This window comes from Streptomonospora nanhaiensis (assembly GCF_026642255.1).
GTDB classification, from domain to species: domain Bacteria; phylum Actinomycetota; class Actinomycetes; order Streptosporangiales; family Streptosporangiaceae; genus Nocardiopsis; species Nocardiopsis tropica.
This window is the reverse complement of sequence record NZ_CP113264.1, coordinates 5,128,251-5,144,446: the sequence shown is the minus strand read 5'-3', so window position 1 is coordinate 5,144,446 and position 16,196 is coordinate 5,128,251. Positions and strand designations below refer to the sequence as shown.

General features: G+C 72.9%; 14 protein-coding genes. All 14 read left to right on the top strand.

Features of this window, described 5'->3' with window-relative positions:
- Positions 1–52: 52 nt before the first annotated feature.
- The 14 genes from uvrB to OUQ99_RS22190 all read left to right on the top strand — a co-directional run bounded on the left by uvrB (position 53) and on the right by OUQ99_RS22190 (position 16,171).
- Positions 53–2,149, top strand: a complete 2,097-nt coding sequence (gene uvrB / locus OUQ99_RS22255) for an excinuclease ABC subunit UvrB (protein ID WP_267945739.1) — start codon at positions 53–55, stop codon at positions 2,147–2,149.
- A 192-nt stretch (positions 2,150–2,341) separates the two neighbouring features.
- Complete coding sequence (locus OUQ99_RS22250) at positions 2,342–2,800, top strand: DUF3060 domain-containing protein (RefSeq protein ID WP_267945738.1); 459 nt, start codon at positions 2,342–2,344, stop codon at positions 2,798–2,800.
- Between the two features lie 381 nt (positions 2,801–3,181).
- Complete coding sequence (locus OUQ99_RS22245) at positions 3,182–4,177, top strand: GNAT family N-acetyltransferase (protein WP_267945737.1); 996 nt, start codon at positions 3,182–3,184, stop codon at positions 4,175–4,177.
- Positions 4,178–4,274: 97 nt separating this feature from the next.
- A complete protein-coding gene (locus OUQ99_RS22240) occupies positions 4,275–5,198 on the top strand; it encodes a hydroxymethylglutaryl-CoA lyase (protein ID WP_267945736.1) in 924 nt (307 codons plus the stop codon).
- 446 nt (positions 5,199–5,644) lie between these two features.
- A complete protein-coding gene (locus OUQ99_RS22235; protein ID WP_267945735.1) occupies positions 5,645–7,285 on the top strand; it encodes a CTP synthase in 1,641 nt (546 codons plus the stop codon).
- A 40-nt stretch (positions 7,286–7,325) separates the two neighbouring features.
- Positions 7,326–7,994 carry an NUDIX domain-containing protein gene (locus tag OUQ99_RS22230; RefSeq protein ID WP_267945734.1) on the top strand — a complete coding sequence of 223 codons (669 nt, stop codon included), beginning with the start codon at positions 7,326–7,328 and terminating at the stop codon, positions 7,992–7,994.
- Positions 7,995–8,045: 51 nt separating this feature from the next.
- Positions 8,046–9,068, top strand: coding sequence for a site-specific tyrosine recombinase XerD (locus OUQ99_RS22225; protein WP_267945733.1), 1,023 nt, complete (start codon positions 8,046–8,048; stop codon positions 9,066–9,068).
- 251 nt (positions 9,069–9,319) lie between these two features.
- Positions 9,320–10,279 (top strand): ParA family protein, encoded by a 960-nt coding sequence (locus OUQ99_RS22220; protein ID WP_267945732.1) that lies wholly within the window; start codon positions 9,320–9,322, stop codon positions 10,277–10,279.
- Positions 10,276–10,659 (top strand): hypothetical protein, encoded by a 384-nt coding sequence (locus tag OUQ99_RS22215; protein WP_267945731.1) that lies wholly within the window; start codon positions 10,276–10,278, stop codon positions 10,657–10,659. Before OUQ99_RS22220 ends, OUQ99_RS22215 begins: the two co-directional genes overlap by 4 nt.
- A 131-nt stretch (positions 10,660–10,790) precedes the next feature.
- A complete protein-coding gene (locus OUQ99_RS22210; RefSeq protein ID WP_267945730.1) occupies positions 10,791–11,636 on the top strand; it encodes a segregation and condensation protein A in 846 nt (281 codons plus the stop codon).
- A complete protein-coding gene (scpB, locus tag OUQ99_RS22205) occupies positions 11,633–12,223 on the top strand; it encodes an SMC-Scp complex subunit ScpB (RefSeq protein ID WP_267945729.1) in 591 nt (196 codons plus the stop codon). The genes OUQ99_RS22210 and scpB overlap by 4 nt, the downstream gene beginning before the upstream one ends.
- Positions 12,210–14,399, top strand: coding sequence for a pseudouridine synthase (locus OUQ99_RS22200; RefSeq protein WP_267945728.1), 2,190 nt, complete (start codon positions 12,210–12,212; stop codon positions 14,397–14,399). The genes scpB and OUQ99_RS22200 overlap by 14 nt, the downstream gene beginning before the upstream one ends.
- 120 nt (positions 14,400–14,519) lie before the next feature.
- The gene (gene aroH / locus OUQ99_RS22195; RefSeq protein ID WP_267950445.1) at positions 14,520–14,882 is read left to right on the top strand and encodes a chorismate mutase; all 363 of its coding nucleotides are present in this window, start codon (positions 14,520–14,522) and stop codon (positions 14,880–14,882) included.
- A 68-nt stretch (positions 14,883–14,950) separates the two neighbouring features.
- Complete coding sequence (locus OUQ99_RS22190; protein ID WP_267945727.1) at positions 14,951–16,171, top strand: prephenate dehydrogenase; 1,221 nt, start codon at positions 14,951–14,953, stop codon at positions 16,169–16,171.
- The last annotated feature ends 25 nt before the right edge of the window (positions 16,172–16,196 follow it).

Genomic DNA, 16,196 nt, shown 5'->3' with positions numbered 1-16,196 from the left:
CATGGGGCGGCTCGGGGGCGCCCCGCAGGCAGGAGCGGGAGAAGAGGGCGACGTGCGACCGGTCAGCGGCATCAAGCGCAGTGAGGCACCGTTCGAGGTCATCTCGGACATGACACCGGCGGGGGACCAGCCCGGGGCGATCGCGGAGATCACCAGGAGGGTGCGCGAGGGGGACCCGCACACGGTCCTGCTCGGTGCGACCGGTACGGGCAAGACGGCGACGGTGGCGTGGACGGTGGAGCAGCTCCAGCGGCCGACCCTGGTGATGCAGCCCAACAAGACCCTGGCGGCGCAGTTCGCCAACGAGCTCCGGCAGATGCTGCCCGACAACGCGGTCGAGTACTTCGTCTCGTACTACGACTACTACCAGCCCGAGGCCTACGTCCCGCAGAGCGACACCTACATCGAGAAGGACTCCTCGATCAACGACGAGGTGGAGCGCCTGCGCCACTCGGCGACCAACTCGCTGCTCACCCGCAGGGACACGATCGTGGTGGCGTCGGTCTCGTGCATCTACGGTCTGGGGACACCGCAGGAGTACGTGGACCGGATGGCGCAGCTGTCGGTGGGCATGGAGGTCGACCGCGACCAGCTGCTGCGCCGCCTGGTGGAGATGCAGTACTCGCGCAACGACACCGCGTTCACGCGCGGCACGTTCCGGGTGCGAGGCGACACCGTCGAGATCATCCCGGTGTACGAGGAGCTGGCGATCCGCATCGAGATGTTCGGTGACGAGGTCGAGCGCCTGCTGACGCTGCACCCGCTCACCGGCGAGGTGCTGGGGGAGAGCCAGGAGATGTTCATCTTCCCGGCCTCGCACTACGTGGCCGGCGAGGAGCGCACCGAGCGGGCGATCGCGTCGATCGAGGTCGAGCTGGCCGAGCGGCTGGCCGAGCTGGAGGGGCAGGGCAAGCTGCTGGAGGCGCAGCGCCTGCGCATGCGCACCACCCACGACCTGGAGATGATGCGGCAGCTGGGCACCTGCTCGGGCATCGAGAACTACTCACGGCACTTCGACGGCCGCGAGCCGGGGAGCGCCCCCAACACCCTCCTGGACTACTTCCCCGAGGACTTCCTGCTGGTGCTGGACGAGTCGCACGTGACCGTCCCGCAGATCGGCGCGATGTACGAGGGCGACGCCGCGCGCAAGCGCACGCTGGTCGACCACGGTTTCCGGCTCCCGTCGGCCATGGACAACAGGCCGCTCAAGTGGGAGGAGTTCACCGGGCGGATCGGGCAGAGCGTCTACCTGTCGGCGACCCCGGGCCGCTACGAGCTGCGCCAGAGCGGCGGCGACGTGGTGGAGCAGGTGATCCGCCCGACGGGCCTGGTGGACCCGCAGGTGCTGGTCAAGCCCACGGAGGGGCAGATCGACGACCTGGTCCACGAGATCCGGGTGCGGGCCGAGCGCCAGGAGCGGGTGCTGGTGACCACCCTGACGAAGAAGATGGCGGAGGACCTCACCGACTACTTCGCGGAGCTGGGCATCCGGGTGCGGTACCTGCACAGCGAGGTGGACACGCTGCGCCGGGTGGAGCTGCTGAGGGAGCTGCGGGTCGGCGAGTTCGACGTGCTGGTGGGCATCAACCTGCTGCGTGAGGGCCTGGACCTGCCCGAGGTGTCGCTGGTGGCGATCCTGGACGCGGACAAGGAGGGCTTCCTGCGTTCGGAGACCTCGCTGATCCAGACCATCGGCCGCGCGGCGCGCAACGTCGCGGGCCAGGTGCACATGTACGCGGACAACATGACGGACTCGATGAGGGCCGCCCTGGACGAGACCGACCGCCGCCGGGAGAAGCAGCTGGCGTACAACGCCGAGCACGGGATCGACCCGACCCCGCTGCGCAAGCAGATCGCCGATATCCTGGACTCGCTGAACCGGGAGGACGTGGACACCGAGCAGCTCATGGCCACGGGGTACCGCGGCAGCGGCCCCCAGGGCGCCAAGGCCCCCGTGCCGGCGCTGGGCGAGCGTGCGGACGTGTCGGCGATGCCGCGTGCCGAGCTGGCCGGGCTGATCGAGCAGCTGGGCGCGCAGATGCACCAGGCCGCCGCCGACCTGCACTTCGAGCTCGCGGCCCGGCTGCGGGACGAGATCGGTGAGCTGAAGAGGGAGCTTCGCGGGATGGACGCGGCCGGTGTGAAGTAGGGGGAGGGTGCGTCCGGCCCCTGCCGGGCGGGGCGTGCGGCCTCGGCGGCCCCCGCGCGGGGCCGTACGCGGCGTCTCGGGCGAGGCACGTTTCGAGAACGATGAGGTCGCACAGTTACCTCCGCGTGACATACTCTTGGCCTTACGCAGGACGTATGTCGTGATTGCCGTGTATTCGGCTGTGGGGGACGCATGAGGGTTCGGTATCTGGTGGGCGCGGGCGGTGCGCTGGTGTCCGCTTCGCTGGCCACCGTCCTGCTCACCGGTTGTGGGACGGCCTTCGGGCAGGACGAGTCGGACGAGCCCGCGGTGCCCCCGACCCCCGAGGAGGCGGCCCACGAGGCCGCGGTCCCCGAGCACAACGTCATCAACGAGGACGTCCTCATCATCGTGGACGACGGAGCCGAGGTCAGCGAGGAGTGCGGGGACCGCGAGGTCGTCGTCACCGCCGACGACGCCGTCGTGGTCCTGGACGGCGACTGCGGGCTGGTGCGCGCCACGGGCCGGGGGTCGACCGTGGACGTGGGATCCGCCGACAAGATCGTGCTGGTCGGGGTGGACAACACCGTCTCCTTCGCCTCCGGCGACCCCGAGGTCATCAACCACGGCCGCAACACCACCGTCACCGAGGGCGGCTCGGCCGACGGGTGACCCGCGGACGCGGAGAGGCGCGCGCCGCTCCCCGGCCGCGGACCGTCGACGGAGCGGGACGATTCCGTGTCGCTGCGTTGACCGCCCCGGCATCCGAGAGTGACCTTCCATCCGTTACCGTGGTGCGCGTCCACAACGCCCCGGACGGGGGCGGGCGGACGAAAGTTTCGGACGGGCGCGGCCGCGGGGAGTGAATTTTCGGCGGCTGTTCACTGTTCGGTTCTCCCGTTCGGTTCTGAGGCGGTACGGTCGTTTCGTTCCGCCCGCGGTGAATCCGGTCCCGTCGGGGCGGCACGACGGCCACGGACGGCGCCGCGCACCGTCCGGCCGACCGGTCAGGGGACGCGCGCTCGGCGCGGGGATCCGCTAGGGGAGGGGTGGATGAGCGGTTATGTCGCACGGGTGCGGCACGACGAGTCGCCCGGAGGCGACGTCGGCCTGGACCCGTTGGTGCGGTCGGCCGCGCAGCGCTGGGCCGCATCGGACCCGCTGCTGCCCGAACCCGTCAGCTTCGCCCCGGGTTCCTACCCGCTCCTGACCGTCAGCGACGAGGACGGCCGCACGGTCGCGGCGGGCACCATGCACTACACCTGGTACCAGCCCGGCGAGGTCGGCCGGATCTGGGGCGTGCCCGACCAGCACTGGCTCACGCCCATCGTCGGGGGGCCCGACCCCGGCCGCGCCCTGGACTCCCTGCTGACCAGCTGGCGCGACCAGTTGGAGGACCTGCCGACGGGCACCGGCTCGGAGTCGGCGGCGCTGGTGAGCTGGCCCGCCCGCGACGTGTGCGGCATCATCCCGCTCCAGCGCCACGGCCTCCAGCCCTACACGGTCCTGGCCGCCCGCAAGCGGCGGCGCGGGGTCCCCCCGTCGCTGCCCCCGCGCGATGTGACGATCCGGCTGGCCGACCGCAGCGACCTCACCCAGGTGGTGGGGCTGCTGATGGAGGAGCACCGGTACGAGCAGAACTTCGGCGGTGTGTTCCTGCAACCGGACACCGCCGAGCAGACCCGGGAGGTGGCGGCGCGGGCGCTGAACCGCTCGCGTTCGTGGATCTGGCTGGCGGAGCGCCGCGGCCGTGCCGTCGGACTGCTGTGGGTGTCGCCGCCGGAGCGCTCGCGGTGGGCCAAGCCCCTGGTGAACGCCCGGCCGATCGCGCACATCGGTTACGGGGTGGTGATCGCCGACGAGCGCGGCAACGGGATCGGCACCGCCCTGGTCGGCCAGGCGCACCAGGCCCTGGACAGCCACGGCGTGGGCGTCTCGGTGCTGAACTACGCGGCGATGAACCCGCTGTCCGGGCCGTTCTGGCACCGGATGGGGTACCGCCCGGTGTGGACGACCTGGGAGGTTCGTCCGGCGCTCGCCCTGCGCTGACCGGCGGGGAGGCGCCGGCCACCCCGGTTCCGGGGCCGCGGGCGGGGCTCCACTAGCCTGGGCGCAGAACGCGACGGGGCGTGGAGAGGCGGGGACGATGACCAGGCACGACCGTGGGCCCGAGGGTGCGGAGCACGTCGAGATCGTCGAGGTGGGGCCGCGTGACGGCCTCCAGAACGAGGCGACGACGCTGTCGGTCGAGGAGCGGATCGAGATGATCGACCGCGCCGTGGACGCCGGGGCCCGCCGGATCGAGGCGGTCAGCTTCGTCAACCCCAAGCGCGTCCCGCAGATGGCCGGGGCCGAGGAGATCATGGCGGGCGTCCGGCGCGCGCCGGGGGTCTCCCACATCGGGCTGGTGCTCAACCGGCGCGGGCTGGACCGCGCGGTGGCCGCCGGGGTGTCGGAGGTCAACGTGGCGGTGCCCGCCACGGACGGGTTCTGCGTCCGCAACCAGGGATGCACGGTGGAGGAGATGCTGGACGCCCTGGCCGGTATCGACGCCGCGCTGGCGGGGACGGGGATCCCGCTGAGCGTGACCGTCTCGACCGCGTTCGGGTGCCCGTTCGACGGCGAGGTCGGGCCGGAGCGGGTGGTGGAGGTCGTCCGCCGGATCGCCGACACCGCCGCCGTGGAGATCGCCCTGGCCGACACGATCGGCGTGGGGGTGCCGGGTCAGGTGAGGGACCTGCTGGGCCGGGTGGCCGAGGTCGCCGACGGTCGAGCCCTGCGCTGCCACTTCCACAACACCCGCAACACGGGTTACGCGAACGCGCTCGCGGCCGTGGAGGAGGGCGTGCGCGTGCTCGACTCCAGCGTGGGCGGGTTCGGAGGGTGCCCGTTCGCGCCCGCGGCGACCGGCAACATCGCCACCGAGGACCTGCTGTACATGCTGCACCGCAGCGGCCTGCACACGGGCGTGAGCCTGTCGGACGCCGCCGCGCTGGGGGAGTGGACGGGTGGGCGGCTGGGCAAGCAGCCGCCCGCCTACCTGGGGCGCGCCGGCGGGTTCCCGGCCTGACCCGCCCTCCTGTCCCCGGAGCCGCGTGCGGGGGCGTGCGGGCCCGCACGCGGCGTGCCCCCACCGGGAACGGGCCCGTGCCGGGCGCCGTGGCCCCGGTCGCCCCCGGGTGTGTTGTTCGTCGCCGTGAGGGTCGCGCGGGCCGTCGCCCGAGCGGCCGTCCTGACCGGGTTCGGATGATTTTTCCGGTCCGGCGGCGGGGTCCGCGGAGGGTGTGACGTGCCGCGAAGCCCCTTCCCCACGGGGAGAGCACGCTGGTCGGGCCGGGGAACACCCGTGCGGTGCGCGGTGTTCCCAGGTGAGTGCAGACGGGGGGCCTGTTATCCTGGTGCCCCGTGGAGTCCGGCGGCCTGAGCGAAGATCCCAACGCCCGCGACCGGACCGCCGCACGGCCGCTCAGCTCGTCCCGAGCCCGCCGTAGCCACTCAACCCACGGGAGCAACACTTTGGCATCCGCCGCGAGTACCAAGCACCTTTTCGTTACTGGCGGCGTCGCCTCCAGTCTTGGCAAGGGCCTCACCGCCTCCAGCCTGGGACGACTCCTGAAGTCGCGCGGTCTGCGGGTCACCATGCAGAAGCTGGACCCCTACCTCAACGTCGACCCGGGGACCATGAACCCCTTCCAGCACGGCGAGGTCTTCGTCACCGACGACGGGGCCGAGACCGACCTGGACGTCGGCCACTACGAGCGCTTCCTGGACGTGGACCTGGCCGCGACGGCCAACGTCACCACCGGCCAGATCTACTCCAGCGTCATCGCCAAGGAGCGCCAGGGCGCCTACCTCGGCGACACCGTGCAGGTCATCCCGCACATCACCAACGAGATCAAGGCGCGCATCTACGCGATGGACGCCCCCGACGTCGACATCGTCATCACCGAGATCGGCGGCACGGTGGGCGACATCGAGTCGCAGCCCTTCCTGGAGGCGGTCCGCCAGATCCGCCACGAGATCGGCCGGGAGAACTGCTTCTTCCTCCACGTCTCCCTCATCCCCTTCCTGGGCCCCGCCAAGGAGATGAAGACCAAGCCCACCCAGCACTCGGTCGCCGCGCTGCGCAGCATCGGCATCCAGCCCGACGCGATCGTGTGCCGCTCGGACCGGCCCATCACGCAGAGCCTCAAGTCCAAGATCAGCCTCATGTGCGACGTGGACGAGGCCGGCGTGGTCTCCACCCCCGACGCCCCCTCCATCTACGACATCCCCAAGGTGCTGCACCGCGAGGGCCTGGACGCCTACGTCGTCCGCCGCCTGGGCATGCCCTTCCGGGACGTGGACTGGACCGAGTGGGACGAGCTGCTGCGCCGCGTCCACCAGCCCGGCCACGAGGTCACCATCGCGCTGGTCGGCAAGTACATCGACCTGCCCGACGCCTACCTGTCGGTCAGCGAGGCACTGCGCGCGGGCGGATTCGCCACCGACACCCGCGTCAACCTGCGCTGGGTCGCCAGCGACAACTGCGCCAGCCCGTCGGGCGCGGCCTCCGAGCTCGACGGCGCCGACGGCGTGCTCATCCCCGGCGGCTTCGGCGTGCGCGGCATCGAGGGCAAGCTCGGCGCGATCCGGTACGCCCGTGAGAACGGCGTTCCGCTGCTCGGCATCTGCCTGGGCCTCCAGGCGATGGTCATCGAGTACGCGCGCAACGTGCTGGGGCTGGAGGGGGCCAACAGCACCGAGTTCGACGACAAGGCGGTCGACCCGGTCATCGCGACGATGGCCGACCAGACCGACGTCGTGGCCGGAGAGCGCGACATGGGCGGCACCATGCGGCTGGGCCTGTACCCGGCCGACCTGGGCGAGGGCACCGTGGTCCGCGAGCTCTACGACGGCACCGCGCAGGCCTCCGAGCGCCACCGCCACCGCTTCGAGGTCAACAACGCGTACCGCTCCCGGCTGGAGGAGGCGGGTCTGGTGTTCTCCGGGCTCTCCCCTGATGGCAAGCTGGTGGAGTACGTCGAACTGCCCCGGGACGCGCACCCGTTCTTCGTCGCGACGCAGGCGCACCCGGAGCTGCGTTCCCGCCCGACCAAGGCCAATCCGCTCTTCAGCGGGCTGATCGCGGCGGCTCTGGAGCACAAGGTCTCCTGACCGCCGGACCGGGTGGGGCACGATCCTGAGAGGCGATCCCATGCCCAGTGACACCCACCCGGCCGAGAACGAGACCACGGGGGCGGACGCGAAGGTCGCGGACGCCCCCGAGTCGTGGCCGGTGGACCGGTCGGAGGTGCGCTACCGCAGTGCCAGGGTCACCATGCGCACCGACTGGGTGGAGATGCCCGGCGCCGGGGGCGTGGGCACCACGGTCGCGGGGCGCGACTACATGCAGCACCCGGGGGCGGCCGCCGTCCTGGCCCTGGACGACGACGGCCGGGTGCTGCTGCTGCGCCAGTACCGGCACCCCGCCCGGCACACCCTGTGGGAACTGCCCGCCGGCATGATCGACGTGGAGGGCGAGGGCCCGCTGCCCACGGCCCGGCGGGAACTGGTCGAGGAGGCGGGCCTGCGCGCCGAGCGGTGGTACGGGCTCCCCGACTTCTTCCCCAGCCCCGGGTTCTCCGACGAGCGCATCCACGTGTTCATGGCCCGGGGCCTGTCCGAGGTCCCGGCCGAGGAGATCGACTTCGTGCGCGAGCACGAGGAGACCGACCTGGCCGCGGAGTGGGTCCCGCTGGAGGACGCGGTGCGCCTGGTCATGGAGGGGCGCCTGCACAACGGCCCGACCGTGATCGGGATCCTGGCCGCGCACGCCGCCTCCGCCGACGGCTTCGCGTCCCTGCGCGAACTCCCCGCCGGCTGACCCGTGGGCGACCAACCGGCCGCCGCGCCGACGGGAGACCCCGGGGGCCCCGTGCCGCAGGGGAGGGGGGCGCGCCCCGGCGCGGGCGGCGACCCCGCGGACGCCGGGCCGCTGGCACAGGTGTGCGCGGCGTTCCTGGACCACCTCAGCGCCGAGCGCGCACTGGCCGCGAACACCCTGCTGGCGTACCGCCGCGACCTGCGAAGGTACTCCGAGTACCTGGCCTCCGCCGGGGTCGCCTCCCCGGAGGGCGTCGGACCCGCCCACGTGGGCGGGTTCCTGCGTGCGCTGCGGGAGGGCGGGGAGGGGCGTCCGCCGCTCGGCGCGGCGTCGGCCGGGCGGGCCCTGGCCGCGGTGCGCGGTCTGCACCGGTTCGCCGTGCGCGAGGGGTGGGCCGGGAGCGACCCCGCGGCGGATGTGTCCCCGCCGACCCCGCCGATGCGGCTTCCCAAGGCGGTGCCGCTGGACACGGTGGAGCGCATCCTGGCCGCGGCGGGCCCGGCCGACGGAGCCCCGGCCCCGCCCGCCGGGGACCGCTCCGCGCTGCTCGCCCTGCGCGACCGCGCCCTGCTGGAGGTCCTGTACGGGACGGGCGCGCGCATCTCCGAGGCGGTCGGGCTGGACGTGGACGACGTCGCCGACGCGGTCGGCGGGGACGAGGCGGTCGGCCTGGTGCGGTTCCGCGGCAAGGGCGGCAGGGAGCGCGTGGTCCCCCTGGGCTCCTACGCCCGGCGGGCGCTGTCCGCGTACCTGGTGCGGGCCCGCCCCTCCCTGGCCTCCTCGGGTCGGGGCGGGCCGGCCCTGTTCCTCAACGCCCGCGGGGGGAGGCTGACCCGTCAGGGCGGCTGGGGGGTGCTGGCGGCCGTCGCGGAGCGCGCCGGGGCCGGGGGTGTCTCACCGCACACCCTGCGGCACTCCTTCGCCACGCACCTGCTCGACGGGGGCGCCGATATCCGCGTCGTACAGGAGTTACTGGGGCACAGTTCGGTCACCACCACGCAGATCTACACACTTGTGACGGTGGAGCGTTTGCGTGAGGTGTATGCCTCGAGTCATCCGCGTGCACGGCGCTGACGTGGCGCTATGTCGACGAAAAGGCCTGTCCGGCGGGCGAAGTGGAACAACGGGCCTGCCCGGCCCGATTTCCCCCGGAGGCGAAGGCGTGGGATTCTACCCATGCGTTTCGTTGAAGTGCGCCGTGTCGGCGATCTAGAGTCGCCGCACAGAGGTACGTTGCTGTCGACATATTGAGTTTCCGACGGCCGCCGGGCGCAGGGGGTGTGGCACCTTCGGGCCCGGTCGGCCCGTAGGGGAGGTCAAGGGTTGTGAACTGGGCGGAGGACGACGTGGCTGCGCATACCGCACCCGTCGGCGAGAGGGAACTCGCCGACCCGGTGACCAACCCCTGGGGGACGACACGCAACACGGGGGCCGACCTGCACAGCAAGAGACCGGAACGCAAGTATCCGGAGCCAGAGCCGCTGGACGAACACGGCCCGGCACGGATTGTAGCACTCTGTAACCAAAAGGGCGGGGTCGGAAAGACCACCACCACCATCAACCTCGGTGCGGCCATCGCCGAGTACGGCAGACGGGTCCTGCTGGTCGACTTCGACCCGCAGGGGGCCCTGTCGGTCGGACTGGGCCGGCTCGACCCGCGCGAGCTGGACCTGACCGTCTACAACCTGCTCATGCAGCGGGACGTGACGGTCGAGGACGTCCTGCTCAAGACGGACGTCGACGGACTGGACCTGATCCCGAGCAACATCGACCTGTCGGCGGCCGAGGTGCAGCTGGTGGGCGAGGTGGCGCGCGAGCAGATGCTCGGCCGCGCGCTGCGCCCGGTGATCAACGACTACGACGTCGTGCTGATCGACTGCCAGCCCTCGCTGGGGCTGCTCACCGTCAACGCCCTCACCGCGGCGGACGGCGTCATCGTGCCGCTGGAGTGCGAGTTCTTCGCGCTGCGCGGTGTGGCGCTGCTCATGGACACGATCCAGAAGGTCCAGGAGCGGCTCAACGAGGACCTCGTCATCGACGGGTTCCTGGGCACCATGTACGACCCGCGCACGCTCCACGCGCGCGAGGTGCTGTCCACGATCATCGACGGGTTCGGCGACAAGGTCTACGGCACGGTCATCAACCGCACCGTGCGCTTCCCGGACGCCACCGTGGCGGGCGAGCCCATCACCAGGTTCGACTCGACCTCGGCCGGGGCCAACGCCTATCGGGACCTGGCCAAGGAGGTGCTGGCGAGGTGGCCTCTCAGCGGTCACGGCGCGTGACCCTACCCGGGGCGGACGAGCTGTTCTTCCGCCCCAGCGGCACCGAGGAGGTGCCGGAAGAGACCGAACGCCAGCACACGGCACCGGAGCAGGGCAGAAGGAACGAGACGCCGCGTCGCACGTCGGGGGGCACGTCCGGCACCAAGGTGCTCGGAGCTCCCAAGCCGAGCGGGCGGCAGCGCCACGACGAGAAGATCACCGTCTACATCTCCGGGCCCGAGCTGCTGGCCCTGGAGCAGACCCGGCTCTCGCTGAGGGCGGAGCACGGACTGTCGGCCGACAGGGGCCGCCTGGTCCGTGAGGCCGTCGCGGTGCTGTTGGCCGACTTCGAGGAGAACGGCCAGGCCAGCATGCTGGTACGCCGTCTGACCGAGGGCTGAGCGGCGGCCGGGACGCGTACCGGTACCGGAGGGGGTGCCGGTTCGACGACGGAAAGGGTGCGGGTGTCACCGGTGGGGTCCGGCCGGTGACACCCTTGTTCGCATGAGTGAGACGACGTGGGGTCGCGGCCATGGCGGCTGAGCGGAGCCCGGTGGACACCTCCGAGGTGGACGAGAACGCCTTCCAGGTGCACCTGGAGAACTTCGAGGGGCCCTTCGACCTGCTCCTGGGGCTGATCTCCAAGCACAAGCTGGACATCACCGAGGTGTCCCTGTCGAAGGTCACCGACGAGTTCATCGCGCACATCCGCACGTTCGGCGACGACTGGGACCTGGACCAGGCCAGCAACTTCCTGCTGGTCGCGGCGACGCTCCTGGACCTGAAGGCGGCCCGCCTGCTGCCGCGCGGCGACGTCGAGGACGAGGCCGACCTGGCCCTGCTGGAGGCCCGCGACCTGCTGTTCGCCCGGCTGCTCCAGTACCGGGCGTACAAGGAGGTCGCCTCGTTCATGCGCGACCGGCTGGCCTCCCAGGGGCGCCGCTACGCGCGCGCCGTCCCCCTGGAGGAGCAGTTCGCGGCGCTCAGGCCCGAGGTGATCTTCCGGCTGGGCCCGCAGGAGTTCGCGGCACTGGCGGGACTGGTGTTCACGCCCCGGGAAGCGCCGAGCGTGCCCGTCACCCACATCCACCAGACCAAGACCTCCGTCAAGGAGCAGGGCGAGCTGATGGTCGCCGAACTGCGCGAGCACGGTCGGCTGACGTTCGCCGAGCTCACGGCGGCCTGCACCGGTACCTTCGAGGTCATCGCCCGGTTCCTGGCCCTGCTGGAGCTGTACCGGGCGTCCAGTGTGGGCTTCGACCAGCCCGAGCCCCTGGGAGAGCTGCTGGTCACCTGGACCGGTGGTGAGGGCGAGGTCGAGCTGGAGAGCGAGTACGACGGGACGGACGCGGTGGAACCGGGGGAGGAGCGGAAGTGACCTGCGAGGACACGATCGGGGTGGGCGGGGCCGAGGCCCCGCCCACCCTGCGGCGCGACCTGGAGGCCGTGCTCATGGTGGTCGACCAGCCCGTGTCGGAGTACGAACTGGCGAAGGCGTTGGACGTCCCCGTCACGGTCGTCTCCGCGGCACTGGAGGACCTCTCCCGGGAATACACCGAGCAGGGGCGGGGTTTCGACCTGAGGGCGGTGGCCGACGGGTGGCGTGTGTACACGCGCCCCGAATGCGCCGACGTCGTCGAGCACTTCCTCCGGGAGGGGCAGGAGGTGCGGCTCACACAGGCCGCACTGGAGACGATGGCGGTGGTGGCCTACCGGCAGCCGGTCTCCCGTGGCAGGGTCTCCGCAGTACGCGGTGTCAACTGTGACGGAGTTATGCGTACCCTCGTACTGAGGGGCCTGATCGAAGAGGCCGGACACGACGCAGAGTCCGGTGCGCAGCTGTATCGGACCACCTCCTATTTCCTGGAACGGTTGGGCCTGCGAGGCCTCGACGAGCTGCCTGATCTGGCGCCGTTCCTCCCCGACGACATCGAAGGTCTAGACGACACCGGTGAGCACACCTAATGAAAGTTCCCGCGGTGCGCGGGACGACGCCCCGCGCGGTGAGCGCGGCGACTACGACAACCGCGGTGGCCACGGCCGCCGCGACGACCGCCCCCGAGGCGGTCAGCGTGACGAGCGCGGCCCGCGGGGCCGCGACGACCGGCGCCCCCACGGCGACCGCGACAGCCGCTCCGGCGGCGACCGCGGTGGCTACCGGGGCCGTGAGGACCGCGGAGGCGACCGGGGCCGCGGCGAGGGCCGTTCCTTCGGTGGCGACCGCGACAGCCGCTCCGGCGGCCACCGCGGCGGCCGCGACGACAACCGCGCCGGCGGCTACCAGGGCGACCGCGGTGGTTACCGCGGCGGCCAGGGTTCGGGGGACCGCCGCTCCTTCGGCGGGGACCGCGACAGCCGCGGCGGCGACCGGGGCGGTTTCCGCGGCGGGCGCGAGGACCGCGCCGGCCAGGGTTCGGGCGAGCGCCGCTCCTTCGGCGGCGGCCGCGACGACCGCGACCGCGGCCGCGGCGGCTACCAGGGCGACCGCGGCGGCTACCGCGGCGGGCGCGAGGACAGCCGTTCCGGTGGCGACCGCGGCGGCTACCGGGGCCGTGACGACCGCGCTGAGGGCCGTTCCTTCGGCGGGGACCGCGACAGCCGTGGCGGCTTCCGGGGGGACCGGGACAGCCGTCCCGCCGGTCAGGGTTCGGGCGAGCGCCGTGAGTTCCGCGGCGGCCGTGACGACCGCAGCCGCGGCGGCGACCGGGGCGGTTTCCGCGGTGGTCGCGAGGACCGCGACAACCGGGGTTCGGGCGAGCGCCGTGAGTTCCGCGGCGGCCGTGACGACAGCCGGCCCGGCGGACACCAGGGCGACAGGGGCGGTTACCGCGGCGGTCGCGACGACCGCGCCGGCCAGGGTGCGGGGGACCGCCGCTCCTTCGGCGGCGACCGCGACAACCGATCCGGCGGCGACCGCGGTGGCTACCGCGGTCGTGACGACCAGCGCGGCGGCGGGCGCTTCGAGCGCGGCGGCCGCGGCCCCGGCGGCGGTCGCGACGACCGCGGCGGCCAGGGTGCGGGCGGGCGCCGCTCGTTCGGTGGCGACCGCGACAGCCGTGGAGGCTTCCGGGGGGACCGGGACAGCCGTCCGGCCGGTCAGGGTTCGGGCGAGCGCCGTGAGTTCCGCGGCGGCCGTGACGACAGCCGCTCCGGCGGTTACCAGGGCGACCGAGGCGGCTACCGGGGCGGACGGGACGACCGGGGGCGCGGCGAGAGCCGTTCCCACGGGGACCGTGCGAGCCGGGCCCGCGACGAGCGCCGCGCCCAGGGCGGGCGCGAGGGCACGCCGGGCGGCCCCAAGAGCGAGAGCCAGCTGTCGAAGGCGGCGCGCGAGCGCCTCAACGCCCTGCGGGCCGACTTCGACCCCAAGGACGAGGACCGCGCCGAGGAGGGCCGCGACACCTACACCGACGTCGAGGGCGGCATCCGGCTCCAGAAGGCGCTCGCCGCGGCCGGCGTCGCCAGCAGGCGCGCGAGCGAGGAGATGATCGCCGCCGGACGCGTCAGCGTGGACGGGCAGGTCGTGCGCAGGTTCGGAGCCCGGGTCAACCCCGAGGCCTCCGAGATCCGCGTGGACGGCATGCGCGTCGTGACCGCCCCGGACAAGCTGTACTTCGCGCTCAACAAGCCGCGCGGCGTCGTCAGCACCATGTGGGACCCGGAGGGCCGCCCCACCCTGGCCGACTACACCGGTCAGACCGAGGAGCGGATCTTCCACGTCGGCCGGCTGGACACCGAGACCGAGGGTCTCATCCTGCTGACCAACGACGGCGAGCTCGCCAACCGGCTCACCCACCCGCGCTACAAGGTCGTCAAGACCTACATCGCGATGGTGCCGGGCCCGGTCCCGCACCGCGTCGTGCGCGAGGTGCAGAAGGGCATCGAGCTGGAGGACGGCCCGGTCCAGGTCGACTCCTTCCGCGTGGTCGAGAACGAGCCCCCCAAGGCGCTCGTCGAGATCCGGCTGCACGAGGGCCGCAAGCACATCGTGCGGCGCCTCATGGAGGCCGTCGGCCACCCGGTCGCCGACCTCGCGCGCACCCAGGTCGGTCCGATCGATCTCAACACCCTCAAGCTGGGCACGATGCGGGCCCTGACCTCTCGCGAGGTCAGTGAGCTCTACTCCGCGGCCGGTCTGTAGGGGCGGCTGTAGATACAGTTGACGGCGGTCGTCGGCCCGGGTCTCCCGGGCGGCGGCCGCCGCTCCCGCTTCCGGGGGCGGCACGCGAACGACGAGTACGACGACAAGGCGGGATCGAACGTGGCGGTACGGGCCATCCGGGGTGCGGTGCAGGTGGACGCGGACGAACGCGATCAGGTGCTGGAGGCCACGGTCGAACTGGTCTCCGAGGTGATGCGGCGCAACGCCCTGCGGACCGACGACGTGATCAGCGTCCTGTTCACCGCGACCCCCGACCTGACGAGCGAGTTCCCGGCGCTCGCGGCGCGCAAGATCGGCTTCACCGACGTCCCGCTCATGTGCGCGGCCGAGATCGCCGTCCCGCACGCCCTGCCCCGCGTGGTGCGTCTGATGGCGCACGTGGAGACGGACCGCCCGCGCGCCGAGTTGCAGCACGTGTACCTGCGCGGCGCCCAGGCGCTGCGGTTGGACATCGCGCAGTAGGGTGCGGAACGGCTCCCCCGGCAGGTCGTAGGCTTGGGGGACCAGCACACATCGGAGGCGGGGGAGCAGTGGGCGACACCAGCGGCACGGTCGGGGACGGGGGGCGCCGGGACGTGGTGCGCCGGGTCACGGTGATCGGGGCGGGGCTGATCGGCACGTCGATAGCCCTGGCGCTGCGCGCCCGCGACGTCGACGTCGTCCTGACGGACCCGGACCCCGCGTCGCTGCGCCTGGCGTGCGACCTGGGCGCCGGCAGGCCCCTGGACGAGACCGCCGACCCGTCGGCGGCCCCCGCCGACGTGGCGGTCGTCGCCGCCCCGCCCGCCGTCGTCCCGCAGGTGCTGCGCCGCGCCCAGGACCGCGGGCTCGCCCACGTGTACACGGACGTGGCGAGCGTGAAGGCGAGCGTGCTCGCCGAGGCCGAGCGGCTGGGCTGCGACATGGCCACGTTCGTTCCCGGGCACCCGATGGGCGGCCGGGAGAAGCAGGGGCCCGGTGCCGCCCGCGCCGACCTGTTCCTGGGCCGTTCGTGGGCGCTGTGCCCCACGGGCAAGGCCGGTCCGGAGACCGTCGCGGCGGTGGCGGAGCTCGCCCGCCTGTGCGGGGCCGATCCGCTGGTGCTGGACGCCGGGGCGCACGACCGCGCCGTGGCGCTGGTCTCGCACGCCCCGCACGTGGCCTCGTCGGCGGTGGCCGCGCGCCTGGTGGCGGGCGACACCGCAGCCCTCTCCCTGGCGGGACAGGGCGTGCGGGACGTCACCCGGGTGGCGGGCGGCGACCCCGCCATGTGGACGGAGATCCTCACGCACAACGCGGCCCCGGTCTCCGAGGTGCTGTACGCGGTGGCCGCCGACCTCGTCGCGACCGCGGACGCCCTGCGCGAGGTGGCGGGGGAGGCGGACGGCGCGGCCGGGGACACGGCCTCCCGTGCCGGGTCGGCCTCCGGCGCGTCGGGGGCGAGCCGGCCGGCCCCGGCGGAGGCCCTCGCCCCGGTGCGCGACCTCCTGGAGCGGGGCAGGTCGGGACACGGCCGCATCCCCGGCAAGCACGGCACGGTGCGGCTGCCCGAGTACACGGTGATGCCCGTGGTCATCCCCGACGAGCCGGGCACGCTGGGACGTCTGTTCGCCGCCGCGGCGGACGCGGGGGTCAACATCGAGGACGTGCGCATCGAGCACACCCCGGGCCTGCCGCTGGGCGTGGCGCAGCTGTACGTGCTGCCCGAGGCGGTGGACGCGTTCGCGCGATCGCTCGCGGCCGACGGGTGGTCGGTCCACCCGGGCGTCTGAGACCCCTCCCGGGACAGGAGCGTCC